The 24,568-nt window shown below is 71.7% G+C and carries 17 protein-coding genes; 8 read left to right on the top strand and 9 right to left on the bottom strand.

Going from position 1 to position 24,568, the window contains the following annotated elements; genetic code table 11:
* Window positions 1-14 precede the first annotated feature (14 nt).
* The 6 genes from AB0N82_RS01515 to treZ all read left to right on the top strand — a co-directional run bounded on the left by AB0N82_RS01515 (window position 15) and on the right by treZ (window position 8,633).
* Window positions 15-692: a GTP pyrophosphokinase family protein gene (locus AB0N82_RS01515; RefSeq protein WP_363387272.1), complete on the top strand. Its 678-nt coding sequence runs from the start codon at window positions 15-17 to the stop codon at window positions 690-692.
* A 43-nt stretch (window positions 693-735) separates the two neighbouring features.
* A complete protein-coding gene (locus AB0N82_RS01510) occupies window positions 736-1,587 on the top strand; it encodes a transposase (protein ID WP_315993703.1) in 852 nt (283 codons plus the stop codon).
* Window positions 1,584-2,066, top strand: a complete 483-nt coding sequence (locus tag AB0N82_RS01505; RefSeq protein WP_363387269.1) for a glutaminase — start codon at window positions 1,584-1,586, stop codon at window positions 2,064-2,066. Before AB0N82_RS01510 ends, AB0N82_RS01505 begins: the two co-directional genes overlap by 4 nt.
* Before the next feature lie 97 nt (window positions 2,067-2,163).
* Complete coding sequence (gene glgX / locus AB0N82_RS01500; protein ID WP_315993701.1) at window positions 2,164-4,386, top strand: glycogen debranching protein GlgX; 2,223 nt, start codon at window positions 2,164-2,166, stop codon at window positions 4,384-4,386.
* A 5-nt stretch (window positions 4,387-4,391) separates the two neighbouring features.
* Entirely contained in the window at window positions 4,392-6,797 is a 2,406-nt protein-coding gene (gene treY / locus AB0N82_RS01495; protein ID WP_363387265.1) for a malto-oligosyltrehalose synthase, read from the top strand.
* Between the two features lie 84 nt (window positions 6,798-6,881).
* Window positions 6,882-8,633, top strand: a complete 1,752-nt coding sequence (treZ, locus tag AB0N82_RS01490; protein ID WP_363387262.1) for a malto-oligosyltrehalose trehalohydrolase — start codon at window positions 6,882-6,884, stop codon at window positions 8,631-8,633.
* A 39-nt stretch (window positions 8,634-8,672) separates the two neighbouring features.
* Here treZ and AB0N82_RS01485 read toward each other — a convergent pair whose 3' ends face one another.
* Window positions 8,673-9,791, bottom strand: coding sequence for an ROK family transcriptional regulator (locus AB0N82_RS01485; protein ID WP_363387259.1), 1,119 nt, complete (start codon window positions 9,789-9,791; stop codon window positions 8,673-8,675).
* A gap of 53 nt (window positions 9,792-9,844) precedes the next feature.
* Between AB0N82_RS01485 and AB0N82_RS01480 the strand changes: the two genes are divergently transcribed.
* Entirely contained in the window at window positions 9,845-11,983 is a 2,139-nt protein-coding gene (locus AB0N82_RS01480) for an alpha-galactosidase (protein WP_363387256.1), read from the top strand.
* A gap of 27 nt (window positions 11,984-12,010) precedes the next feature.
* On the opposite strand, the gene AB0N82_RS01475 is transcribed toward AB0N82_RS01480, so the two are convergent.
* The 4 genes from AB0N82_RS01475 to AB0N82_RS01460 all read right to left on the bottom strand — a co-directional run bounded on the left by AB0N82_RS01475 (window position 12,011) and on the right by AB0N82_RS01460 (window position 15,928).
* Window positions 12,011-13,051, bottom strand: a complete 1,041-nt coding sequence (locus tag AB0N82_RS01475; protein WP_363387253.1) for a sodium:calcium antiporter — start codon at window positions 13,049-13,051, stop codon at window positions 12,011-12,013.
* Between the two features lie 157 nt (window positions 13,052-13,208).
* Entirely contained in the window at window positions 13,209-14,024 is an 816-nt protein-coding gene (locus AB0N82_RS01470; RefSeq protein ID WP_363387250.1) for a tryptophan-rich sensory protein, read from the bottom strand.
* Window positions 14,025-14,268: 244 nt separating this feature from the next.
* Entirely contained in the window at window positions 14,269-14,997 is a 729-nt protein-coding gene (locus AB0N82_RS01465) for a GMP synthase (RefSeq protein WP_315993694.1), read from the bottom strand.
* Between the two features lie 208 nt (window positions 14,998-15,205).
* Complete coding sequence (locus AB0N82_RS01460) at window positions 15,206-15,928, bottom strand: LysR substrate-binding domain-containing protein (protein ID WP_363387247.1); 723 nt, start codon at window positions 15,926-15,928, stop codon at window positions 15,206-15,208.
* A 34-nt stretch (window positions 15,929-15,962) separates the two neighbouring features.
* Here AB0N82_RS01460 and AB0N82_RS01455 point away from each other — a divergent pair, with 34 nt between their 5' ends.
* Window positions 15,963-16,352, top strand: coding sequence for a DUF1304 domain-containing protein (locus tag AB0N82_RS01455; RefSeq protein ID WP_363387244.1), 390 nt, complete (start codon window positions 15,963-15,965; stop codon window positions 16,350-16,352).
* A 111-nt stretch (window positions 16,353-16,463) separates the two neighbouring features.
* Here the strand turns inward: AB0N82_RS01455 and AB0N82_RS01450 are convergent, their stop codons facing one another.
* From AB0N82_RS01450 to AB0N82_RS01435, 4 genes are all read right to left on the bottom strand, one after another.
* Window positions 16,464-16,871, bottom strand: coding sequence for a transferase (locus tag AB0N82_RS01450; RefSeq protein WP_076673580.1), 408 nt, complete (start codon window positions 16,869-16,871; stop codon window positions 16,464-16,466).
* A gap of 398 nt (window positions 16,872-17,269) precedes the next feature.
* Window positions 17,270-18,046, bottom strand: a complete 777-nt coding sequence (locus AB0N82_RS01445) for a DNA-formamidopyrimidine glycosylase family protein (RefSeq protein WP_363387240.1) — start codon at window positions 18,044-18,046, stop codon at window positions 17,270-17,272.
* Window positions 18,039-22,730, bottom strand: coding sequence for an ATP-dependent helicase (locus tag AB0N82_RS01440; protein ID WP_363387237.1), 4,692 nt, complete (start codon window positions 22,728-22,730; stop codon window positions 18,039-18,041). The genes AB0N82_RS01445 and AB0N82_RS01440 overlap by 8 nt, the downstream gene beginning before the upstream one ends.
* A 180-nt stretch (window positions 22,731-22,910) precedes the next feature.
* Window positions 22,911-24,506 (bottom strand): ABC-F family ATP-binding cassette domain-containing protein, encoded by a 1,596-nt coding sequence (locus AB0N82_RS01435; protein ID WP_363387233.1) that lies wholly within the window; start codon window positions 24,504-24,506, stop codon window positions 22,911-22,913.
* Between the last annotated feature and the right edge of the window lie 62 nt (window positions 24,507-24,568).

The following is a 24,568-nucleotide window of genomic DNA, read 5'->3' as shown; positions in this document are numbered from 1 at the left end:
CTACCGTCGGAGGCATGTCGGACCCGCTGGACGATCAGCAGATCACCGTTTCCGGGGCGGCGTTGCGGGCTCTTCGCGACGAGTTCCAGCGTTTCCTCATGGAGTACCGTTTCGGGCTCGCGGAGGTCGAGACCAAGATCTCGATCCTGCGCGAAGAGTTCCAGGAGATGCACGCCTACAACCCCCTCGAGCACGTCTCGAGCCGGGTCAAGTCGCCGGACAGCCTGGTCGACAAGGTGCGGCGGAAGGGCATCGACGCCGACTTCGACTCCATCCGCTCCGCCATCACCGACATCGCCGGCATCCGGGTCACCTGCAGCTTCATCGACGACGCCTACCGGCTCTCCGATCTGCTCACCCGGCAGGACGACATCACCGTCCGCGACGTCAAGGACTACATCGCCGAGCCGAAGGCGAACGGGTACAAGAGCCTGCACGTCATCGTCGAGGTGCCGGTGTATCTCTCGACGGGGCGGGTCGACGTCCCGGTCGAGGTGCAGTTCCGCACCATCGCGATGGACTTCTGGGCGAGCCTCGAGCACAAGATCTACTACAAGTACGACCGTCTCGTGCCGGCGGACCTGCTGGCCGAGTTGAAGAACGCCGCCGACACGGCCGCCGAGCTCGACACCCGGATGGAACGTCTGCACCGTGAGATCCGCGGTCCGCGCCCGGGCGTTGTCTCGCTCTGATCCGCAGGTGGTCGAGGCGGCCGAGGGCGACGACAATGAGGGGATGAGCGACGACGCCGCCCGCCTGGACGAAGCCGCCGCCGAGCTGCTCGCCCTGCCTCCCGCACGGTTCACCGCCGCCCGGAACGAACGCGCTGCCGCCGCGGGCGGTGCCCTCGGGCGCGGTATCGCGAAGCTGCGGAAGCCGACGGTGGCGGCGTGGGCCGTGAACCTCCTCGTCGTCGACGGGCAGCTGGGGGAGGCCGTGGAGCTGTCGCGCGCCCTGCACGAGGCCCAGGACGACCTGGACGCCGCGGAGCTGGCGCGTCTGGGGCGCCAGCGCCGCCAGCTCGTCGCCGCCCTCGCGCGCCGCGCGGCCGACCTGGCGGCCGAGGCGGGCACCCCGCTCAGTGCGGCCGTCACGGACGCGGTCGAGAAGACCGTCAACGCCGCGGTGGTCGATGCGACCGTGGCGGCGGTGGTGCTCACCGGCAGACTCGTCGCCGCGATCGACCTGGCCGATCTCGACGCCTCCGCCCTGGGCGCCGCTGTGGCGGGCTCGGTCCCCGCCGCCGCCCCTGCCCCCGCTCCGCCCGACGACCTGGCGGCGCGTCGCGCGCGCAAGGCCGCGGAGCGCGCGGTGCGCGAAGCGGAGCGCGCGCAGGCGGACGCCGAACGCGAGAAGGCCGCGGCCGACAAGCGTCTCGCCACGGCCCGTGAGCGTGCAGATCGACTGCGCGAGCGGGTCGACGGGCTCCGCGCCGACCTGCGCCGTGCCGAGGCCGAGGCGACAGAGGCCGAGGGGACGGTGGCCGAACACGAGAAGACGCAGCGCGACGCCGCGGTGGCCGCCCGCGACGCGGCGCGCGCACGCGAACGCGCGGAGGCCGCGCGAGACGCGGGAGCGGACGCATGACCGACGCCGCGACCCTGTTCGATGCCGCCCGGGCCCGTCTCGTCGACGCCCCGCGCGAGCGGATCGGCGAGCTGCAGGAGGGGCGGCGGCTGCTCGGCATCCGGCGTGCTCCCCGCATCGTGCCGCGTGGAACGGCGTGGCACCTCGGGGTGCTGCTCGTGACCGATGACGAGGTGCTCGCGACCGGCGACATCGTCCGAGCCCGCGCCGAGGTGCGTCGTGGTTTCGCGGCGGAGTCGCAACGGCGCCGCGCCGAGCTCGCCGCCGCCGCCGCTCGCGGCGGTGTTCCCGAGGGCGAGACGGTGCACATCGGGTGGCATCCGGTGGATCCGTCCCGGCTCGAGGCGGCCTCGCGGCCGCTCGCGGTGCGAGAGGGAGAGACGCTCGTGCGGTGGAGCGTCGCGGGCGGCTGGATGCCGCTGGCGAGGTACCTCGACGAGCGCGTCGAGCTGCTGCGGCATCCGCCCGAGCGCGCGTGAGATCCCCCGTGCACAAAGACCCGCGCGCATAGTCGGGGGCGCCCCGGGTGTCAACAGCCGTGACCCCGCCCGTTCGCGGAAACGACGCTGGTCTATCGTGAGCGACGTGCAGCAGGTATGGCCAGGATCCAGTTATCCCCTCGGGGCCACTTACGACGGTAACGGGACGAATTTCGCCCTGTTCAGTGAGGGGGCAGAGAAGGTAGAGCTCTGCCTCTTCGATGAGGACGGAACGGAGACGTGCTTCGAGCTGATCGACGTCGACGCGTTCGTCTGGCACGCCTACCTCCCCAACATCCTCCCCGGGCAGCGGTACGGCTATCGCGTCCACGGCGAGTACGACCCGGCGAACGGCAAGCGCTTCAACCCCGCGAAGCTCCTGCTCGACCCGTACGCGAAGGCCGTCGAGGGACAGGTCGACTGGGGCCAGGCGGTCTTCAGCTACGAGTTCGGCGACCCCGACTCGTTCAACGACGAGGACTCCGCCCCGCACATGATGAAGGGCGTGGTCGTGAACCCGTTCTTCGACTGGTCGGGCGACCGCCAGCCGAAGATCCCCTACGCCGAGAGCTTCATCTACGAGGCGCACGTGAAGGGCCTCACCCAGCTGCACCCCGACGTCCCCGAGGAGCTGCGCGGCACGTACGCCGGCATCGCGCACCCGGCCGTTATCGACCATCTCAGGAAGCTCGGCGTCACGGCGATCGAGCTCATGCCGGTGCACCAGTTCGTCAACGACTCCACGCTCGAGGAGAAGGGGCTGTCGAACTACTGGGGCTACAACACCATCGCGTTCCTCGCCCCCCAGAACACCTACTCCTCCACCGGCGACCACGGTCAGCAGGTGCAGGAGTTCAAGGCCATGGTCAAGGCGCTGCACGCGGCCGGCATCGAGGTCATCCTCGACGTGGTCTACAACCACACGGCCGAGGGCAACCACATGGGCCCGACGTTGTCGATGCGCGGCATCGACAACGAGGCCTACTATCGCCTCGAAGACGACGACAAGCGCTACTACACCGACTACACCGGCACCGGCAACAGCATGAATGTGGGCAACCCCCACACGCTGCAGCTGATCATGGACTCGCTGCGCTACTGGGTGCTCGAGATGCACGTCGACGGCTTCCGCTTCGACCTCGCCTCCACCCTCGCGCGCGAGTTCTACGAGGTCGACCGCCTCGCGGCGTTCTTCGAGCTCGTGCAGCAGGATCCGATCGTCTCGCAGGTCAAGCTCATCGCCGAGCCGTGGGACGTCGGCCCCGGGGGCTACCAGGTCGGCAACTTCCCGCCCCAGTGGACCGAGTGGAACGGCAAGTACCGCGACACGGTGCGCGACTTCTGGCGCGGTGAGCCGCAGGCCCTGGGTGAATTCGCCTCGCGCCTGACCGGTTCGGCCGACCTCTACGAGCACTCGGGCCGGTTCCCGGTGGCATCCATCAACTTCGTCACCGCTCACGACGGCTTCACGCTGCGCGACCTCGTGTCGTACAACGACAAGCACAACGACGCCAACGGCGAGGACAACAACGACGGCGAATCGCACAACCGCTCCAGCAACATGGGCGTCGAGGGTCCCACCGACGACCCCGAGGTGCTGAAGCGCCGGGCGCAGCAGCAGCGCAACTTCATCGCGACGCTTCTGCTCAGCCAGGGCGTGCCGATGCTGCTGCACGGCGATGAGCTCGGCCGCACGCAGGGCGGCAACAACAACGGCTACGCCCAGGACAACGAGATCACGTGGGTGGACTGGTCGAACATCGACGCCCCGCTCATCGAGTTCACGGCTGCCCTCGCCCGCCTGCGCAAGCAGCACCCCACCTTCCGCCGCAGCCGGTTCTTCGACGGCCGCCCCGTGAAGATGGAGGAGGGTGCGCCGGTTCCCGACGTGGTCTGGCTGCGCCCCGACGGCTCGCTCATGCAGCCGGAGGACTGGGACAACGGCTTCGGTCTCGCCGTGGGCGTCTTCCTCAACGGCCAGGGCATCCGCGAGCGTGACCGCCGCGGCGAGTCGATCAGCGACGACCACTTCCTCGTGCTGTTCAACGCCGGCGACGACAAGGTCGACTTCCAGCTCCCCGACTTCGACTACGCCCCCAAGTGGGACGCGTATGTCGACACCGCGGGGGAGCGGGCGAACACCGAGCCGCTCGGGCCCGGCGAGACGCTGCCGCTCGAGCCGAAGTCGCTCATCGTGCTGCGCGAGCACCACCTGCCCGAGCCCGAGGTCGACCACTCGGTCGCCGCCTCGCTCACGGCGCAGATCCCGGTGGTCGGCACCGACGACCTGCCCGGCCAGGCGCCCAAGCCGGAGCTGTGAGCGACATGCGGACTCCGCTCTCGACCTACCGCCTGCAGATCCGCGAATCGTTCACCCTCGACGACGCCGCCGAGGTCACGGGATACCTCCGTGACCTCGGGGTCTCGTGGGCGTACCTGTCGCCGATCCTCGAAGCCACGCCCGGCTCCGACCACGGCTACGACGTCGTCGATGTTTCGCGCGTCGATCCCGCGCGCGGGGGTGCGGAGGGTCTCGACCGTTTCGTGCGTTCCGCGCGCGCCGACGAGCTCGGCATCCTGATCGACATCGTGCCCAATCACATGGGCGTCTCGGAGCCGCGCAGCAACGCGTGGTGGTGGGACGTGCTGCGCCAGGGCCGCGCGTCGACGCACGCGGACGCGTTCGACATCGACTGGGACTTCGGCGGCGGCAAGGTGCGCGTGCCGGTGCTCGGCGATCACCTGGACGCGGTGGTCGACGAGATCTCGTACGACCCGGCGCCCGCCGACGACGCACCCGACGGTCTGATCCGCTACTACGACCACGCTTTCCCGGTCGCGCCGGGAACGGGGACGGATGCCGCGGCCTCGGGCTCGCGCGACGCGATCGAAGCCCTCCTCGACGCCCAGAACTTCGAGCTGCGGTTCTGGCAGGACGAGGCGGACGACCTCAACTATCGGCGCTTCTTCGCCGTCACGACCCTCGCGGGTGTGCGCGTCGAGGTGCCCGAGGTGTTCGACGCCACGCACGTCGAGATCCTCCGCTGGGTGCGCGAGGGGCTCGCCGACGGCCTCCGGGTCGACCACCCCGACGGTCTCGTCGACCCGGGCGGCTACCTCGACCAGCTCGCGGTCGCGCTCGAGGAGGCCGGTGACGGCGAGGTCGGCTACGTGCTGGGCGAGAAGATCCTCGAGCACGGCGAGGCGCTTCCCTCCTGGTGGAAGACCGCCGGCACGACCGGCTACGACGCCCTCGCCGAGATCGACCGCGTGCTCACCGACCCCGCGGGCGAGGCGGCGCTCGACGGCCTCGATGCGCGCCTGCGCGCCGACAGCGACCTCGCGCCGCTCACCGGTTGGCACGACCTGATTCACGACACCAAGCGCAAGATCGCCGATTCGATACAGGTCTCGGAGATCCGCCGGCTCGTGCGCGGCCTCCCGACGGCCCTCCGCGAGGAGTTCGAGGCCGACGTCCTCCAGGACGCCCTCGCCGAGATCCTCGCGTGCTTCCCCGTCTACCGCTCCTACCTTCCCGCCGGTCGTGCGCACCTCGACGCCGCCGCGGGCGAGGCCGAGGTGCGCCGGCCGGAGCTCGGCGACGTGATCGAGAAGCTCGTCCCGGTGCTCGCCGACACCAGCCTCGAGGTCGCGTGGCGGTTCCAGCAGACGACCGGGCCCGTCATGGCCAAGGGCGTCGAGGACACGGCGTTCTACCGCTACACGCGGCTGGGCTCGCTGACCGAGGTCGGCGGCGACCCCGGCGAGTTCTCGCTCGGCGTCGCGGGCTTCCACACCGCGCAGGCGCTGCGGCACGCGTCATGGCCCACCGCCATGACGACCCTGTCGACGCACGACACCAAGCGCGGCGAGGACACGCGCGCCCGCATCGCGGTGCTCGCGGAGATCCCGGAGCGCTGGGCCGAGGTGCTGGCGGAGTTCCGGGGTATCGCCTCCACCGGGCACGGCCCCTTCGACGCGCTGCTGTGGCAGGCCATCATCGGTGCCTGGCCGGCTTCGGCATCCACTCCTGAGGGGCTGAAGATCTACCGCGAACGCCTGCACGCCTACGCCGAGAAGGCGGCACGCGAGGCGAGCGAGGTCACCGGATGGTGGGAGCAGGACGAGGCCTTCGAGGAGCGCATGCACGCGGTCGTCGACGCGGCCACCGGTCCCGCCGCCGAGCGCGTCCGCGCCTTCGTCGACGAGATCTCGCCCGCAGGCTGGTCGAACGGTCTCTCGGCGAAGCTGCTGCAGATCATGGGCCCCGGCGTCCCCGACGTCTACCAGGGCTCGGAGCTGTGGGAGCAGTCGCTCGTCGACCCCGACAACCGTCGTGCTGTCGACTTCGCCGAGCGGCGTCGGATGCTCGCCGAGATCGACGCCCCGGGGGCCCGCCCCCCGGTCGTGGATGCCACGGGGGCGGCGAAGCTGCTCGTCACCTCGCGTGCGCTGCGGCTGCGTCGGGAGCACCCGCTGGAGATCTACCGTCCGCTGGAGGCTGCCGGGGTGGCATCCGATCACGTCGTGGCGTTCGATCGCGGCGGTGTCTTCACCGTCGCGACGCGCCTGCCCCACGGGCTGCAGGCCGCGGGAGGGTGGCGCGACACGGTCGTGCTGCTGCCGGACGTGCCGGTCGTCGACGTGCTGACCGGTCGCTCGTTCGCCGGTGGCCCGACCCCCCTCGCCGACCTGCTGGCGTTCCTCCCGGTCGCCCTGCTGATCTTCTGACCTGAGCGCGTGAGGCGCCGAGATTCGTCGCCTCACGCGCTCCCGCAGCGACAATTTCTGGCACCTCACGCGTAAGGACATCTCATGAGCATCGACGTTTGGGCACCCAAGAGCACGCGGGTGCGGCTGCGCCGGCTGGACGACAGCGGCGACACCGTCGTGGAGGACATCGAGATGACGTCGGCATCGGACGGCTGGTGGACCGCGCCGATCGACCTCGCCGACGGCGAGCGCTACGGCTTCGTCCTCGGCGACGGCGACGACCTGCGTCCCGATCCGCGGTCGCGGCGCCAGCCCGGCGGCGTGCACGAGGCGTCGGCGTGGTTCGACCCCTCGGTGTACGCGTGGAACGACAGTGCCTGGACGGGCAAGCAGCTCGCGGGCGGGCTGATCTACGAGCTGCACCTCGGCACCTTCACGCCCGAGGGGACCCTGGATGCCGCGATCGGGCGCCTCGACCACCTCGTCGACCTCGGCGTCACCCACGTGGAGCTGCTGCCGGTGAACGGGTTCAACGGCACGTGGAACTGGGGCTACGACGGCGTGCTCTGGTACACGGTGCACGAGGCGTACGGCGGACCCGAGGCCTACCAGCGCTTCGTCGACGCGGCGCACGCCGCGGGCCTGGCCGTCATCCAGGACGTCGTCTACAACCACCTCGGACCCTCGGGCAACTACCTGCCGGAGTTCGGCGAGTACCTCCGCGAGGGCAGCCGCAACACGTGGGGCGACTCGGTCAACCTCGACGAGGATGCCGTGCGCGCTTACATCGTCGAGAACGCCCTGATGTGGATGAGCGACTACCACGTCGACGGGCTTCGCTTGGATGCCGTGCACGCGCTGCTCGACCACCGCGACCCGCACGTGCTGCAGGAGATCGCGGAGCGCACCGACGCCCTGTCGGCGCACCGCGGCATCCCGCTCACGACCATCGCCGAGAGCGACATGAACGACCCGAAGCTCATCCTGCCTCGCGAGGCGGGCGGGTACGGGCTCACCGCGCAGTGGTCGGACGACTGGCACCACACCGCGCACGTCGCCCTCACCGGCGAGACGATCGGCTACTACGAGGACTTCGCCGATCGGGATGCGTTCCGCAAGGTGAGCGAGGGCGGCTTCTTCCACGACGGCACGTACTCGTCGTTCCGCGAGGAGAAGCACGGCAAACCGATCCCGGAGGACGTGCCGAACTGGCGCCTGGTGACCTTCGCCCAGGACCACGACCAGATCGGCAACCGCGCGGCGGGCGACCGCCTCTCGCAGTCCCTCGATTACGACCACCTCGCCGCGGCAGCCGTGCTGACGCTCACCGCTCCCGGGACGCCGATGCTCTTCATGGGCGAGGAGTGGGGCGCCACCACGCCCTGGCAGTTCTTCACCTCGCACCCTGAGCCCGAGCTCGGGAAGGCCACCGCCGAGGGGCGCATCGCCGAGTTCGCGAAGATGGGCTGGGACGAGTCCACCGTCCCCGACCCGCAGGACCCGTCGACCTTCGAGAACTCGAAGCTCGACTGGGACGAGGTCGGCGAGGGCGACCATGCGCAGCTGCTCGGTCTCTACCGGGAGCTGGCGAAGCTCCGGCGCGAGCGCCCCGAGCTGACCGACCCGTCTCGCGACGGGTTGTCGGCAGCGGCCCGCGAGGCCGAGGGTGGGCGCGTGTACGAGCTGCGTCGCCGTGACCTCGTGGTCGTGGTCAACCTCTCGAATGCCGAAGCCTCGGCATCCGTCGCCTCCGGTGCGCGCGTGCTGCTCGCCACCGCGGAGGGCGTGATGCTCGACGGCACTGCCCTGAGCGTGCCGGCGGGGGCGAGTGCGATCGTGGGGCCGGTGCTCTGACGTCTCGCTGACGGCCCCGTCCCGCGCCGGACGGGGCCGTCAGCGTGTCTGCGGGATGCGCCCCATCTCGGCCTGGATCGCCACGGCTGCAGCTCCCCGCGCCCACGCCGAGAAGCCGGCACGGTCGACGTGCACCCGCACCGGTGTCGAGCCGCTGGGACGGACGCGCGCGAGGGCCTCGTCGACGCGGTCCCGCGCGAGGTCGACGATCGCGGTCGCCTCGCCGGCGAGCACGATGTCGGCCTGCAGCGACAGGTTCGCGGCCAGAGCGCACAGGATGCCGAGGGCCTCGCCGGCGTCGTCGATCGCGGCCCGGGCCGTCGGTTCCCCGTCGCGGGCGAGCGAGAACACGTCGTCCGCGCCCACCGTGCGTCCGAGGTCCCGCGACACCCGCGCGGTCAGCGCGCCGGTGGTCAGCAGGGCGTCGGCGCAGCCGCGATGTCCCTGCGGGCAGGAGGGGCCGTCGGCGAGGAGGGGGAGGTGACCGACGGTGCCGTGGGCCGCGTCGGGGGAGCGGACGGTGCGCCCCTCCACGACGAGGCCGAGACCGACACCGGCGCCGATCGTCACGACGGCGAATCCGGGGATGCCCCGTCCGACGCCGAACCAGCGCTCGGCGTCGGTGAGGGCTACGACGTCGTTCTCGAGCGCGACCGGGATTCCGAGCCGCTCGGCGAGCATCTCGGCGAACGGCACGTTCCGCCACTCGAGGAACGGGGCGTCCAGGGCGACACCGCCCTGCACGTGCCCCCCGAGTGCGACGCCGACGCCGCGTACCCCGCTCACGGCCTCCACGAGGCCCGCGATCGTCGTGGCGACCGCGTCGGGGGAGGTGTCGGCGAGGGCGCTCTCGTGCGCGGCGATCACCTGGGCGCGCATGTCGGTGATGACCAGGTACAGACGCTCACCGGTCAGCTTCACTCCCACGAAGGTCCCGGCGGTGGGGGAGAGGTCGAGAGGACGCGATGGGCGGCCGACCGATCCCGGACCGCCGCCGTCGTCGTCGCGCTCGACGAGCAGCCCCGCGTCGAGCAGCGGACGCGTGAGACGGGTCAGGCTCGCCGGTGACAGGTGCAGGCGCGTCGCGAGGGCGCTGCGAGAGAGCGGCCCGTGGATGAGCACCTCGCGCGCGACGGCGGCTTCGCTGTCGGTGAGCATGGCGGCCTCCTCGTCGATCAAGCGCGAATAACTTCCGTGATAAAAATAATGCCATGTCGCATCCCGTCACCGCCGCCGAGACCGCCGTTCATCTCCGCAACGGCGGGACGAGCGTCGTCGTCGACCTCACCGCGCACCCGGCGCCCGCGATCATCCACTGGGGCGCCGACCTCGGCGAGCTCGGCGCGGAGGCCCTGTCGTCGCTGGTCGTCGCCGCGCAGCCGCAGCGCGTCTCGGGCGGCATCGACCAGACGCCCCGCCTCGCGATCGTGCCGACCGCGGCGGCCGGGTGGCCCGGCGCCCCCGGGTTCGTGGGAGGGCGCGGCGGCGTGGTGCAGGGAACGGTCTTCTCCCTGGCATCCGTCGATCCGACCGTCGACGCCGTGACGCTGCATCTCGTCGACGCGCAGCGCTCCCTGCGCCTTCGCGCGGAGCTGCGGGTGGACGCCGCGGGAGTGTTCACGCAGCGGCTCACGCTGGTCAACGACGGCGCCGACGACCTCGTCGTGCAGGCGCTGCAGCCGACCTTCCCGGTGCCGTGGGAGGCGACCGAGATCCTCGACACGACCGGGCGTCATCTGCGCGAGCGCTCGGCGCAGCGTCACGCCTTCACCTTCGGCACGCATCTGCGCGAGAGTCGTCGGGGCCGACCGGGTGCGGACGCCACGCTGCTCCTGGCCGTCGGACGGCCGGGCTTCGGGTTCGAGAGCGGGCTCGTGCACGGCATCCACGTGGGGTGGAGCGGCGATCAGCGCGTGTTCGCCGAGCGGCTGCCGCTCGGCGAGGCGCTGCTCGCGGGAGGCGAACTGCTCGCGTGGGGCGAGATCGTCGTCGCCCCCGGCGCCGAGGTGTCGTCGCCGATCGTGTACGGCTCGTGGGGCGAGGGGCTCGATCAGCTCGCGTCGCGCTTCCACGCCACGTGGCGCGCGCGTCCGCAGCACCCGCGACGCCCGCGCCCGATCACCCTGAACACCTGGGAGGCGGTGTACTTCGACCATCGTCTGCCGAAGCTGCTCGAGCTCGCCGACGTCGCCGCCGAGATCGGCGTGGAGCGCTACGTGCTCGACGACGGGTGGTTCCGCCACCGCCGCGACGACACCGCGGGCCTGGGCGACTGGTTCGTCGACGAAGGCGTGTGGCCCGACGGTCTGAGCCCGCTGGCCGATTACGTGATCGACCGGGGCATGGAATTCGGTCTGTGGTTCGAACCCGAGATGGTCAACCCCGACAGCGACGTCGCCCGCGCGCACCCCGAATGGATCCTGCGCGGGCGCGACGAGCTGCCGCCCTCCGCCCGCCAGCAGCAGGTGCTGAACCTCGCCCGCCCCGACGCCTACGCCTACCTGCTCGAGCGCATGACGACGGTCCTGCGGGCCTACCCGATCGCGTACGTGAAGTGGGATCACAACCGCGACCTCGTGGATGCCGCGACCGGGCCCGGCGGAGGCTCGGCCGTGCACGCCCACACGCTCGCCGTGTACCGCCTCATCGACGAGCTCAAGGCCGCGTTCCCCGGACTCGAGATCGAGAGCTGCGCCTCGGGGGGAGCGCGGGTGGATCTCGGCATCCTGGACCGCACCGACCGCATCTGGACGAGCGACTGCCTCGACCCGGTCGAGCGGCTCGAGACGCAGCGTCACACCGCGCTCGTCGTTCCGCCCGAGATGATGGGCATGCACCTGACCACCCCGCACGTGCATTCGACGGGGCGCACCGTGTCGCTCGCGTTCAGCGGCGCCGTGGCCCTGCTCGGCCATTTCGGCATCGAATGGGATCTCACGGCCCTCTCCGGCGACGACCGGGCGCTCGTGGCCGAGTGGGTGGCGCTCGCCCGTCGGGTGCGGCCGCTCGTGGCGACCGGGCGCCTGGTGAACGTCGACACGACCGACCCCGGGCTCGACGTCCGAGGCGTGGTGTCTCCCGAGCGCGACCACGCCTTCTTCACGATCGCGCAGACCGAGACGCTCATCGCCTCCCCGGCGGGCCGCGTGCGCCTGCCCGGGCTCGACCCCGACCGCCCGTACCGGGTGCGGCTCGTCACCCCGGGTGGGCTCGTGCAGGAGCCGGCGCAGTCTCCGCTGCCCTGGGCCCACCACGACACCGTGCTCACCGGGCGGCAGCTGGCCGTCGCGGGCCTGCGGCCGCCCGTCCAGAACCCCCAGCAGGCGGTGGTCGTCGAGCTCTCCGCGTGATCGGGTCGCGATCGTGATGGCTGCGGCTCAGGCGGAGATCGCGAACAGCCCGCCGACGCCCACGGCGTAGAGCACGAGCACGACGAACGAGTCGACGCCCATTCCGATGATCCGTCGCTGCGGACGGAAGATCAGGCCGACGACGTACACGAGCGTCAGGAGAGCCGCGAGCGCGGTCAGGTAGATGTCGGCGCCGTTCGCGCGCGGGAGCACCGCCGATCCCGAGATCACCGTGGCCAGCAGGAACAGCACGGGCAGGAAGGCGTTGCCGCCGAAGATGTCGCTGATGGCGAGGTTGTCGTCGCCCTGACGGATGGCCTGCAGGCCGGTCGAGATCTCGGGCAGGGATGTCGCCAGGGCCAGCACCGTCGCACCGAACAGTACGCCCGACAGACCGATCTGGGAGGAGGCCGCGTCACCGGCGCGTTCCAGGACGACACCGGCGACGAGCGTGGCGAGCGCGGAGACCGAGAAGACCGTCGCGGCCTTCTTGGTGCTCATCTTCTTCTTCGCGGGCGCGGGCTTCGGGCTCGCGTCGGGGGCGCGGCCGTCCTCGTGCCACGGCAGGTGCTTTCCGGCCCGCTGCACGAGCACCAGCCCGATGATCCACAGCGCGGCGATGAGGACCACGTCGGGCGTCAGTCGCAGCACCTCCAGGCTGTCGGGCAACTGGCTGCCGGCGATGACGACCGCCAGGACCGCCACCACGACCAGCCCTTCCAACACCAGGGTGAGCGAGGCCGCACGGTAGGTGAGCGGCTTGACGCCGCGACCGCGTTTGCCGAAGGCGTCGAGGATGACGAGCACGACGGTCTGCAGGGCGATCCCGCCGAGGATGTTGCCGACGGCGACCTCGAGGTTGCCCGACATCGCGGCCGACACGGTGATGGCGATCTCGGGCAGGTTGGTCGCCACCGCGAGCACGATGAGCCCGCCCAGGGCGCTGCCCAGATGCAGCCGCGCGTCCAGAACGTCGGTCGCCTTCGAGAGCTGGATGCCGGCGACCCACACCACCGCGGCGGCGGCGACGAAGATGACGACGAGAAGGGCGAAGGGCAACGAGTCCACGCACCGATCAGACCACCGGTCGCCGTGGCATCCGATGCTCTTGCGCGGCGGATGCCGAGGGGTTAGGCGTCGTGGCTCCGTCGGGGCCCCGTTCGCCCAGGCCGTCGACGCGGCAGCGGATCGGGCGCCCCGCACGCCCTCGCGCGCTCGTGCCCGGTCAGTCGACGCTCGGGCGGATCAGGCGCAGTGTGCTCACGATCGCGGGGGGCACCAGCACGACGACGGCCACGATGATCGCGGTCACCCCGATCGGTGCGCTCTGGGGCTGTCCGCCGAAGCGCTCCACGGCCAGCCAGCTGAGGCCCCAGGCGAGGGCGAGCGCCGGAGCGACGCGCCACGAGCTGCGCCAGGCGATCGCGAGTCCGATGAGCGCCACGACGATCAGCACCGCGATGCCGATGGCATCCGCCCCCTCTTCCCACGACGGCGGGACGACGGTGGTGAGCCACGCGGCGGTGTTGGCCACGGTCGCGAGGGTCACCCATCCGAGGTGCAGGCCCGTGACGCCGTCGATGAGCACGGAGTCGACCACGCCGCCGCGCGGCTCGCGGGTGGCGACGGCGACGCGGAAGGTCCAGCCGAGAGCGGCGAGGAGCAGGACGATCACGACGACGGTGAGGAACAGCGTTCCGAAGCGGGCGGCGACCAGCCAGAGTCCGTTCAGCGTCATGGTGAGCGCGATGAGCCAGCCCAGGGCGCGCTGGCGCGGGTTCGTGCGCTGGCGGGGGAGGGCCTGCCAGATCGCGTAGACGATGAGACCGAGGTAGATGATCGACCAGATCGAGAAGGCGGGTCCCGCCGGCGCGAGGTACGATCCGTCGGTGTCGAGGGCGCCGCCCTGCTGGTCTTCGACGGCGGAATTGCCGAAGGCACCCGCCCCGATGACGGCCGCGATGAGCATGAACGACACCGCGGAGAGGACGACGATCTGGCGCGCGAGGTCTGCGCCCCGCCACTGAGCTGTTGCGTTCATACCAAGAACACTAGAAAAGCTAGGTAAATCCGTGCCTCGGGCTTGACTTTCCCGACCCCGACGTCACGTCGCCGGGCCGTCGTCCCTGCATCGGCGGCATCCGCCGATGGCGCGCCGGCGTGCGGGCCGAGCCGCGCAGCGTGTCGCCGCGTCGGCCCGCCGTCGCGCGCTCCGCCGTTGCGCGGCCCATCGCTGAGCGGCCCGTCGCTGCGCGGCCCGTCGCTGCGCGGCGGAACGGCGCCGGCTAGGCGGCGACGGCGCGAGCGGCGAACGAGCGCAGAAGCCGGGTGGGCTGCTCGACCGACGCGGTGCGCACGTGCGCCGACACCTCGTCGAACGCGTCGGCGTCGAAGTACCCGGCATCCCGGTACACGACCATGCGCTCCACGAACGCTTCGGTCGTCGGTTCGGGGTGGAACTGCGTCGCCCACAGTGCGCGCCCCGCCCGGTAGGCCTGCACCGGACAGGCCGCGTTCTCGGCCAGCAGCGTCGCCCCCGGCGGCACGCTCGCGGTGCCCTCCTTGTGCGCGGTCAGGGCCTCGAAATGCGGTTCCAGGATGCCGAACAGCTCGTCGGCGCGGCCCGCGTCGGTGAGCGAGATGTCGGCGGGGCCCGTGCCCTCGGGATGGCCGAGGGTCACTTCGCCGCCGAGGAAGCGCGTGACGACGCCGATCCCGAAGCACGTGAACAGCGCGCTCGTCCGGCCCTCGATCGCGGCGGCGGCCAATCGCTCGAGATCACTCTCGAGGCGGCGCTGCACGTCGGTCTTGTCGGGGTCGGTGACGTTGAACGGGCTGCCTCCCACGACGACCGCGGCGAACCGGTCGAGGTCGGCCGGGAGCGGCTCGCGCACGAGGTCATGGTGCACGAGCTCGTCGTCGCGCACCCCCAGCCCGTCGCGGAACGACGCCCACTCCGCCACCGCCGCGACCCGCTGAGGGCGCGCGCAGACGTACAGGAGGGGGGCGGTCACTCAGGGATTCTATGCGGGCCGCGCCGACACGACGCAGGTCTGGACATGCGCCGAAATCATTCCCGGGGAAACGGACCCGCGCATTCTCGAACGAGGGAACGACATTCGGGTCTCGCATCGCGCGGCCCCCGCATTCACGCGCAGGAATCGAGGTTCACGCACGCCGACGGGAACGGACGGATGCGGTGCGCCGTGCACCCGGCGTCCCTCAGCGGGAGGAACGAGCGGTGCGACCGCGCACGATCCCGACGAAGGTCTCGACGTCGTCGGTGGTGTTCTCGCGCAGCCACGCCAGGGCGACCGTGGAGCGCGGGCCATCGGCGAGGACGCGGTAGTCGACGTCGCGGCGCTGATGAGCACGGGCGAGCGACATCGGAACGATCACGACGCCGACGCCCGCGGCCACCGTCGCGATGGCCTCAGCGGTGTCGGCCGGGGGCGCGAACGCCGGGGCCACGGCATCCGGAACCTCGGTGTGCAGCACGTCGTCGGCGGGGACGATCACGATCTCGCCGGCCAGGTCGGCGAGGGTGAGCTCATCGGCTGCGAGGAGGTGCGACTCGGTGGCCGTCACCACCACGGGGAGTTCTTCGTACAGCTCGATGACGTGGACGTCGTCGGATGCCGCGAGGGGAAGCCGCACCAGGGCGGCGTCGACGTCGCCGAGCGCCTCCCGCTGCGCGGCGACGGGGATCTCGCGGAGCTCCAGCGACACATGCGGCAGGCGCTCGCGCCAGACGCCGATCCATTTGCCGGGCGTCGCCCCCGGGACGGCGCCGAGGCGGAATTCGCGCGGCTCGGGGGGAGGCGTCGGCGCGGCGCGGCGCGGGGTCTTCGGCGCGGGGCGCGGCCGTCCCTTCGACGCCGCACGAGCGGGCCCCCCTCGTCGCGATGCGCCGCCGCGACCGCGGGAGCCCGAACCGTTCACCATGGTCCCAGGCTAGCCGCGCCGCTAACGTGGGGGGATGACCGGCGTCCTGGCACTCGTCTTCGCGGGGCTCGCTGCCCTGCTGCACGTCTACATCTTCGTGCTCGAGAGCCTGCGGTGGACGCGGCCCCGGACGTGGAAGGTGTTCGGCATCGCCGATCAGCGCGCCGCCGAGATCACGAAGCCGATGGCCTACAACCAGGGTTTCTACAATCTGTTCCTCGCGATCGGCGCCGCCGTGGGCGTGGTGCTGTGGATGGTGAACGGCACGGGCGACGTCGCGGGGCGGACGCTGTTGATCTTCTCGCTCGGCTCGATGCTCGCAGCCGCGCTCGTGCTCGTCACCTCGGGGCGGAAGTATCTCCGCCCCGCCGCCATCCAGGGGACGCTCCCGCTCCTGGGACTCGTGCTGACGATCCTCGCCTGACCGGCCGGCCATCACACGCCCCCGGCGGCGCGCCGGCATCCCGCCCGGGGAAAACGAAGACCCGCACGCTCCGTGGAGTCGTGCGGGTCGATGAATGCCCCCTCGGCGGGGTCAGGCCGCGAGGCGCAGGCCCCGGCGATCGGTCGCGACGGCTTCGCCGTCGTTGATGATCTCGTCGTCGCCGATGAGCGACCCCACCGCGATCCGCGCGTTGTGGCCGACCTGGGTGCGGACGCCGATGTGCGCTCCGGCGCCGATGACCGCTCCCGCACAGATGTGCGCGTGCGGTTCGATGCGGGCCTCCGGGCCGATGACGGCGTCGGATTCGATCCATGCGCCGCGACCCACTCGAACACCGGCCGCGATCTGAACGCCGGGTTCGACGTAAGCGCCGTTCTCCACGAGCGCCGACGGGTGGACCTTCGCGCCGTGCGCGACGAGTCCTCGACCATTGACGTGCTTGCGATAACGCAGCGTCTCGCCGTGGTCGTTCTCGATGTCGATGTAGTTCTTTCCCACGATCCCCTCCGGTCGGCCTTCGGGTGTGCCGACATGTCTGACAACGGGTGGGGAATGCTCTTCATTCCCTCGAATGGTTCTTCGTCGCCCCTCCCGCTATCGGTTTCCTCGATATCGAGAGATCGTCCGCGGGCCGTCGTCCGGCGTTGTGTTGTCCCCTTGTTCTCGCATGTCGAACCGACAGCTGCGGCCGGGTTGACAGCGGCCTGCGGGAGCGTCGGTTTTCGAGCGGATGCCGTGGCGCGGGCGCATGCTGCGGACCCGCCCGGTGCGAGGCGGATCCGCGGGCAGCCGGGCGCGCGACACGGGCGGGAGATCCGGACTCGCGTGGTGCGAGGCGGGCCCGCGGTGCGTCGCCGCGCGTGAGGCGGACTCCCGTGGTGCGGGGCGGGCCGCGGTCAGCCGGGTTGGCAGGTGGGGCACCAGAACACGTTGCGCTCGCTGGTGTCCGTCGCCCCCAGGGTCGTGGCGCGGATCGGGGTCCCGCAGCGCCGGCAGGGCGCGCCCTCTCGCCCGTAGACCCAGAAGCGGCGACCGGGCCTGCTGTCGCCGGTGAACGTGCGCTCCGGGCGCGGCAGATTCGCTCGGATCATGCGCTCGCCGAGGGCGATCGTGGCGCGGGCGTCGATCTGCGTCGCGGGGGTCGTGGGGGCGATTCCCCGCACGAAGAGGAGCTCGTTGGCGTAAACGTTGCCGAAGCCCGCCACGTTGCGCTGATCGAGCAGGGCGACATGGGCGGCCCTGTCGTCGACCGCGACCCGTCGCACCGCCTCCGCCTCGTCCCAGTCGTCCGCGAGCAGGTCGGGGCCCAGGTGCCCGATCACGGTGTGCTCGTCGGCGGTGCGCAGCACCTCGACCATGGCGAGGTCGAAGCCGACGGCATTCACGCCCTCGACCCCGACGATCGCGCGGGCCTTGAACGCGGGGCGTCGCCATCGCTCGCCGGGACGGTCGAGGTCCCAGCGGCCCTCCATCTTGAGGTGCGAGTGCAGGGTGTACCCGCCGATGCGGTGGAGCAGATGCTTGCCGCGGGCGGCGACCTCGTGAACGGTCTCGCCGCGCAGGTCGGCGGTGGCGCTGCCGGGCACGCGGATGTCGAAGCGCGTGACGACCTTGCCCGCCAGAGCGGCGTTGAGCTTCGCGGCGGCGCGGTAGACGGTATCGCCCTCAGGCACGGGCGGCCTCTCGCAGGGTGTCGCCCGCGGTGAGCTTGCGCAGCGTCAGGCCCTTCGGCGACTCCACGAACCCCGCCTCGCGGAGGGCGCGCCCGACGGCCGTGCCGTAGACGAACTCGCCGTTCACCTGTTCCACCGTCAGCGTGTCGAGCCGCCTCTTCCGCGCCGTCTCCGCGAGATGGCGGGCAGCGGCCTGTAGCGACGCCTCGTCATCGGTGAAGGCCAGGGCGCTGCGCCCCCCGCGCTCGAGGTACAGCGTCAGCTCGCCGTCGACGAGCACGACCAGCCCTCCGGCCTTGCGTCCGGGCCGGTGCGTGACCCCTTCGATCGCGGGCCAGCCGAGCGCGGCGCCGTAGGGGTTGGCGGGGTCGGTCGCCGCGAGCGTGACGGTCCGCAGCGGTGGGGGATCGGCGACCGCGGCGAACTCGCGCAGGCGATCGACGGTCGCGGATGCCGCGAATTGCGCGGCGCCCAACTTCTCAATGACGTAGCCGCGTCGGCAGTGTCCGGCCTCCTCGAACCCGGCGAGAATGCGGTAGACCTGTGCGAACCCGCCCGGCACCCCCTCCGACTGGACGGCGCCGCGGGTGACGACGCCGTATCGGTCGAGAAGGAGGCTCGCGGTCGCGGTCGCGCGCGCCGCGGCATCCGGTTCGCGCTCGGGCAGGAGCGACCAGCGTCCGCCGAGCGAGGGCGGACGCGGAGCCGAGGTCGCGCGGGGCATGGCCGCGCCGCGGTACATCCGGGCTCGCGGAGCCCGCCGTGCGACGCGGTGCGACTGCCCTCCGCCACTGAGCAGGGTGCGCACGGGAGCGAAGGTGTCGTTCGTCACGCGCCCCGCCCAGGTGAGCGCCCAGAGGGCGTCGTTGACGGACTGCTCGTTCTCGGCGCCGGCCAGCTGCTTCAGCTGCGCCGCGAAGTACGCTCCGCCCCCGGTGAGCGCCGCGAGCAGCCGCGCCTCGAGCGAGTCGGGGGCGGGGTCGTCGGCGTCATCCGGATCTTGCAGGGTGAAGGGCGCAGCCTCCGCCGGATGCAGGGCGATCCACCCGTCGCGGCCCGGCAGGGTGCCGTGGCCCGACCAGACGACCTCTCCCGTGGCGGTCAGCTCGTCGAGCAGGGCGGGGGTGTAGTCGGCGACGCGCGAGGGGAGCACGAGCGACTCCCACGCGCTCGCGGGGATGGGAACCCCCGCCAGCTGCTCGACGACGGCCAAGACGCCGTCGATGCCCTCGAGCGGTCGACCGAGGTGCTGCCACACGGGCAGGAACCGCGCATAGGCGGCGGGCGGCACGGGCTCGACGCTGCCCCGGATCGCGGCGAGGGAGCGCATGCGCAGCCGCCGCAGCACCTCGACGTCGCACCACTCGGTGTCGTCGCCGCGCGACCCGCCGCCGGTCCCTGAGCCCGTCGAAGGGTCCGGGAGGAAGAACCCGCTCGACAGGCGCCCCTGCGATTCGAGGCGCTGCAGAGTGAGACGCGCGACCGCGACCCCCACTCCGAGGCGCTCGGCCACGGCATCCGTCGTGAACGGGGCGTGCGTGCGGGCGTAGCGGGCCACGAGGTCGCCGAGCGGATCGGCGAGCGGTTCGAGGAAGGCGTTCGGGATGCCGACGGGCAGCGCCGCGCCCAGCGCGTCGCGCAGACGGCCGGCGTCTTCGATGCCCGCCACGCGCGCGACACCGGCGATCGTCACGCGGATGGCGCGACGATCGTCGACGAGCGTCGCGAGGTGCTGTTCCGCCTCGGCGACGGCGTCCCCCTCACTGTCGAGACGGGCCGCCACCTCGGCCGCCTCGAGGGGGCCCAGGATGCGCAGCAGGTCGGCGACCCCCTCCACTCCCCGAGCGCGACGGTCGGGGTCGAGGCGTTGCGCTTCGCGCTCGAACTGCGCGATCACCTCGGGGTCGAGCAGCTCGCGCATCTCGACCTTGCCCAGCAGCTCGCTCAGCAGGGCCGGATCGACCGAGAGTGCGGCGGCTCGACGCTCGGCCAGGGGGGAGTCGCCCTCGTACATGAAGGCGCCCACGTAGCCGAACAGCAGATCGCGGGCGTACGGCGAGGGCTGCGAGGTCGTGATCTCGACGAGGCGGATCCTCCGCTCGCCGATCTGCCGGGTGAGGCGCAACAGGGCGGGCAGGTCGTAGACGTCTTGGAGGACTTCGCGCAGCGTCTCGAGGATGATCGGGAAGCTGGGATGCCGCTTCGCCACCTCGAGCAGCTGAGCGGAGCGCTGCCGCTGCTGCCAGAGGGGGGAGCGGCGATTGGGGTTGAGTCGGGGGAGCAGCAGGGCACGAGCGGCGCATTCGCGGAACCGCGAGGCGAACAGCGCCGAGCCGCCGACCTCGTCGGTCACGATCTGCTCGAGCTCGTCGGGCTCGAAGACGAAGAGGTCGGCGCCGGGCGGTTCGGCCGCGGCATCCGGAACGCGCGCGATGATGCCGTCGTCGCTCGCCACAGCGGCGCCCTCGACGCCGAGCCGTTCGCGGATACGCGCGTTGACGGCCAGGGCCCAGGGCGAGTGCACCTGCATGCCGTACGGGGAATGGAGGATGATGCGCCAGTCGCCGACCTCGTCGCGGCTGCGCTCGACCGTGAGCGTCTTGTCGGTGGGAAGGCTCCCCGTGGCCTCGCGCTGCTCGGCCAGGTAGGCGAGGAGGTTGGTGATGGCGTTGTCGTCGAGTCCGGATTCGCGCAGCCGCTCCTCGGCCTTGGAGCGGTCGACTCCGGCGATGTCTCGCGAGAACTTCCCCAGCGCCTCGCCGAGTTCGGCGGGGCGCCCGATGCCGTCACCGTGCCAGAACGGGAGCTTTCCGGGTTGTCCGAACGCCGGGACGACGTTCACGCGGTCGTGGGTGATCTCCACGATGCGCCAACTGGTCGTGCCGAGGGTGAACACGTCGTTGACCCGCGACTCGTAGACCATCTCTTCGTCGAGCTCGCCCACGCGGGCGTTCTGCGATTCTCCGGCGACGAAGACGCCGAACAGGCCACGGTCGGGGATGGTGCCACCGCTGGTCACGGCGACGCGCTGGGCGCCCGGGCGCCCCGTCAGCGTTCCGGCATCGCGGTCCCACACCAACCGGGGACGCAGCTCGGCGAACTCGTCGGAGGGGTAGCGGCCGGCGAGGAGGTCGAGCGTCGCCTCGTAGGCCGACCGGGGGAGGGACCGGAACGGTGCGCTGCGCTTGACCGTGTCGAACCATTCCTCGACGTCGATCGATCCCAGGGCCGAGGCGGCGACGGTCTGCTGCGCGAGGATGTCGAGCGGGTTCTGGGGCACGGAGATGGCCTCGATGCGCCCGCCCAGCATGCGTTCCGTGACCACGGCCGTGTGCAGCACGTCGCTGCGGTGCTTCGGGAAGAGGGCGGCGCGGCTCACCTCGCCGACCTGGTGGCCCGCGCGCCCGACGCGCTGGAGCCCGGATGCCGCGCTCGGCGGCGACTCGACCTGGATGACGAGGTCGACCGAGCCCATGTCGATCCCGAGCTCGAGACTGCTCGTGGCCACCACGCAGCGCAATGCGCCCGACTTGAGCTCGTCTTCGACCTGGGCCCGCTGTTCCTTCGAGACCGAACCGTGGTGAGCCTTCGCGAGGATCGCGGACACCCCGGCGGACGAACCCGCCTGCGCCATCTGGACCGCCGGCACGGTCGGCTCGGGCACGTCGATGCCCTGGCGCTCGGCGTAGATCTCGTTCAGTCGTCCGGTCAGCCTCTCGGCGAGCCGACGGGAGTTCGCGAACACGATGGTCGATCGCCGCTCCAGGATGCGATCGACGATGGCCTCCTCGACGTGGGGCCAGACCGACCCCGCCATCTCGGTGCTCTCGGGGCGCTCGGAGAACCACTCGCCCTCGCCGGCGTCGTCGGGCGCAGGGGATCCCGGCGGCGGAGGCGGGTTCAGCATGTCGTCGACGGGCACGACGACCGAGAGGTCGAAGGCCTTCGTGGCCTTCGGTGCCACGATGTCGACGGGCTGCGCTCCGCCGAGGAACCGCGCCACCTCGTCGATCGGCCGCACCGTGGCCGACAGACCGATGCGCTGGGCGGGCGCATCGAGGAGGGCGTCGAGACGCTCGAGGCTCACCGCGAGATGCGCACCACGCTTGGTGGCGGCGACCGCGTGCACCTCGTCGATGATGACCGTGTGCACGCCGCGCAGGGTCTCGGCCGCCTGGCTCGTGAGCATCAGGTAGAGCGACTCGGGGGTGGTGATGAGGATGTCGGGCGGATCGGTGACGAGCTTCCGGCGGTCGCTCGAGCTGGTGTCGCCCGATCGCACGCCCACGCTCACGGCCGGGACGTCGATGCCGAGCCGTCGTGCCGACTGGCCGATGCCGACCAGGGGAGAGCGGAGGTTGCGCTCCACGTCGACGCCCAGCGCCTTCAGGGGAGAGATGTACAGGACGCGGGTGTTCGTCGCCGGGGTCTTGGCGGCGGTCTTCCTGCCCCGGCGCGCGGGCGCGGCATCCGCAGCCTCGGGGGCCTTCTCACGGAAGATCCGGTCGATCGCGAAAAGGAAGGCCGAGAGGGTCTTGCCCGAACCGGTCGGGGCGACGACGAGCGCATTGCGACCGGACGACACGGATTCCCACGCGCCCTTCTGCGCGTTGGTGGGCGCGGAGAAGGCGCCCCGGAACCAGTCCTGCGTCGCAGGACCGAATTTCTCGAGCACGTCGGCCATGCCGACATCCTCTCCCGGACCTCCGACATCGGCTCGGGCTTGACGTTCGCTGGTCGCGGAACAGCGGCATCTCGTCACACCGAGCCGTGAGAGCGGACGAGGAGCGAGACCGTCAGGGATCGGGCGCGGGGGCAGGAGATCTCGGAACAGGCGCGCGGCCTCGGCGCCCAGCCGCCCGCCTCATGGCGCGTTCTCGGACAGGCGCCCGTCGTCCACCCGCAGCCGGAGGTCGAGGCCGAGGCGCGAGAGGAACGCGTCGTCGTGGCTGACCACGAGGACGGCGCCCCGGTAGGCCTGGAGCGCCGCCACGAGCTGATCGACCGTGTCGAGGTCGAGATTATTGGTCGGCTCATCGAGCACGAGCAGCTGCGGCGGGGGATCCGCGAGGAGCAGCCGCGCGAGCGCGACGCGGAAGCGCTCGCCGCCGGACAGCGACCCCACGGGTCGACCGACGGCATCCCCGCGCACGAGGAACCGTGCCAGTCGATCGCGCACGAGCGCCACCGGAACGCGCGGCGCCGCCGCGCACACGGTGTCGAGGACGGATGCCGCGTCGTCCAGGCCGTCGAGACGCTGCGGCAGATAGCCGATGTGCTCGACGCTCGCTCGCGCGCGGATCGGCCCTGCGGGGTCCACGTCGCCCACGAGGATCTCCAGCAGCGTCGTCTTGCCGATGCCGTTGCGACCCACCAGGGCGACGCGCTCGCGACCCGTGACGATCCACTCGCGTTCGCCGTCGCCGAGGGACAGGATCCGTCTCCCGGCCGCGTTGCCCGGATCGGGCAGGTCGATGCGCACCACGTCGTCGTCGCGCACCCGGGCCGACGCCTCGTTCAGCGCCGCGCGCGCGGCATCCTCCTTGCCCTTCATCTCCGTGCTCAGCCGCCCGGCGCTCACCTGCGCCGCGTTCGCCCGTCCTCCCGCGATGATCTTGGGGACGCGTTTCTCGACCTGCGCCTTGTGCGCGACGCGCGATCGGGTGGCGAGCTTGTCGTACGACTCGATGCGCTGGCGACGCTCGCGACGCAGGGACTGGGCCGCGTCGCGCTCGGCGCGCACGGCGGCCTCCTGTTCCGCGTCGCGCTGCGCACGCCACGCGCTGTAGGGGCCGCCGACGACGCTCAGGGTGCGGCCGTAGAGCTCGGCCGTGGCATCCATGCGCTCGAGCAGGCCGACGTCGTGACTGACGACGATCAGCGTGCCGGGCCAGCTCTCGACGAGCTCGCTCACGCGCGCCCGGGCGTCGCGGTCGAGGTCGTTGGTCGGTTCGTCGAGGAGCGTGATGTCGGCCGCGCGGGCGCGGAGCCCGACGAGCGCGGTGAGCATCGTCTCCCCTCCCGAGAGCTCCCCGACCGTGCGGTCCAGGGCATCGGATGCCAGACCTGCCTCGGCGAGCAGGGTGTGGGCGCGGGCCTCGACATCCCAGTCGTCGCCGACCGCGTCGAAGTGGTGCGGTGCCACGTCGCCCGACTCGATGGCGCGAAGGGCGGTGAGCGCCGTCTCGACGCCGAGGAGTGCCGAGACGGGCCGGTGCGGATCCGCCGCCGGACGCTGCGGGAGCATGACGACGTCACCGGATGCCGAGACCGTGCCGGACGTGGGGGTGAGGTGCCCCGCGGCCACGCGCAGGAGCGTGGACTTGCCGGCTCCGTTTCGGCCGACGAGACCGGTGCGCCCCCGGCCGAGGGCGCCGGAGACCTCGTCGAGGGCGACGGTTCCGTCGGGCCACACGAGGCGGACGCGGTCGAGAACGAGAGAAGGGGAGAGAGCTGACATGACGGGACTCCGGGGACGCGGGATGCGCGGACACCGGACCCGTCCGCGTCAGCGGAGGGCGG

The organism is Microbacterium sp. NPDC089186, assembly GCF_040685115.1.
Taxonomy (GTDB): Bacteria; Actinomycetota; Actinomycetes; order Actinomycetales; family Microbacteriaceae; genus Microbacterium; species Microbacterium galbum.
The sequence above is the reverse complement of the archived record's forward strand: the minus strand, read 5'-3'. Positions and strand labels throughout refer to the sequence as shown.

Coding starts and splice junctions, on each gene's coding strand:
- AB0N82_RS01515 (WP_363387272.1), top strand. CDS start 15: ATGTCGGACCCGCTGGACGATCAGCAGATCACCGTTTCCGGGGCGGCG.
- AB0N82_RS01510 (WP_315993703.1), top strand. CDS start 736: ATGAGCGACGACGCCGCCCGCCTGGACGAAGCCGCCGCCGAGCTGCTC.
- AB0N82_RS01505 (WP_363387269.1), top strand. CDS start 1,584: ATGACCGACGCCGCGACCCTGTTCGATGCCGCCCGGGCCCGTCTCGTC.
- treY (WP_363387265.1), top strand. CDS start 4,392: ATGCGGACTCCGCTCTCGACCTACCGCCTGCAGATCCGCGAATCGTTC.
- treZ (WP_363387262.1), top strand. CDS start 6,882: ATGAGCATCGACGTTTGGGCACCCAAGAGCACGCGGGTGCGGCTGCGC.
- AB0N82_RS01485 (WP_363387259.1), bottom strand. CDS start 9,791: ATGCTCACCGACAGCGAAGCCGCCGTCGCGCGCGAGGTGCTCATCCAC.
- AB0N82_RS01480 (WP_363387256.1), top strand. CDS start 9,845: ATGTCGCATCCCGTCACCGCCGCCGAGACCGCCGTTCATCTCCGCAAC.
- AB0N82_RS01470 (WP_363387250.1), bottom strand. CDS start 14,024: ATGAACGCAACAGCTCAGTGGCGGGGCGCAGACCTCGCGCGCCAGATC.
- AB0N82_RS01460 (WP_363387247.1), bottom strand. CDS start 15,928: ATGGTGAACGGTTCGGGCTCCCGCGGTCGCGGCGGCGCATCGCGACGA.
- AB0N82_RS01455 (WP_363387244.1), top strand. CDS start 15,963: ATGACCGGCGTCCTGGCACTCGTCTTCGCGGGGCTCGCTGCCCTGCTG.
- AB0N82_RS01440 (WP_363387237.1), bottom strand. CDS start 22,730: ATGGCCGACGTGCTCGAGAAATTCGGTCCTGCGACGCAGGACTGGTTC.
- AB0N82_RS01435 (WP_363387233.1), bottom strand. CDS start 24,506: ATGTCAGCTCTCTCCCCTTCTCTCGTTCTCGACCGCGTCCGCCTCGTG.